1 protein-coding gene is annotated in these 470 nt (G+C 73.4%); it reads right to left on the reverse strand.

Annotated elements, in window-relative coordinates; translation table 11 throughout:
- Positions 1-470: hypothetical protein (locus ACG04Q_RS25555; RefSeq protein WP_394514701.1), on the reverse strand; the 470-nt coding region annotated here is incomplete at both ends.

Here is a 470-nt window from a genome sequence, read left to right on the forward strand (position 1 = left end):
GCGGCGCTGCGCACGCCGTCGGTCAGCGTGGCGCCGTCGGGCAGGCCCAGCAGGTTCACGCTCAGGCGTTCGCCGCCCGCCGCGTTGGCCAGCGCCGCCTCGATGCGCGGCAGCGCGATGCTGCCGCCGGCCAGGCCGTAGACGACGCCCGCGCCCACCGGCAGCGTTTCGACGAGGCGGATGTCGTCGATCATGGCGCTGCGCAGCGGCACCGTGGTGCCGGCGGCGAGGGTGTCGCCGCCTTCCAGCACGATGGCGACCGTGCGGCTGGCGCCGTTGCCGGTGAAGCTGAAGCTCAGCGCCTGCCAGTTCAGCGAGGACGTCGGGCTGGTGCCGGCGTGGGTGGCGATGCGCACGCCGTCGACGTAGATGCCGATCTGCGTGTTGGCCGCGAGGAAGCCCATGCCGCCGGCGTAGTCCAGGCTGAGGGTGTAGGTCGCGCCGGCAATGGTGTCGACGCTGCGCTCCAC

The organism is Pelomonas lactea (assembly GCF_043555885.1).
GTDB lineage: Bacteria > Pseudomonadota > Gammaproteobacteria > Burkholderiales > Burkholderiaceae_C > Pelomonas > Pelomonas lactea.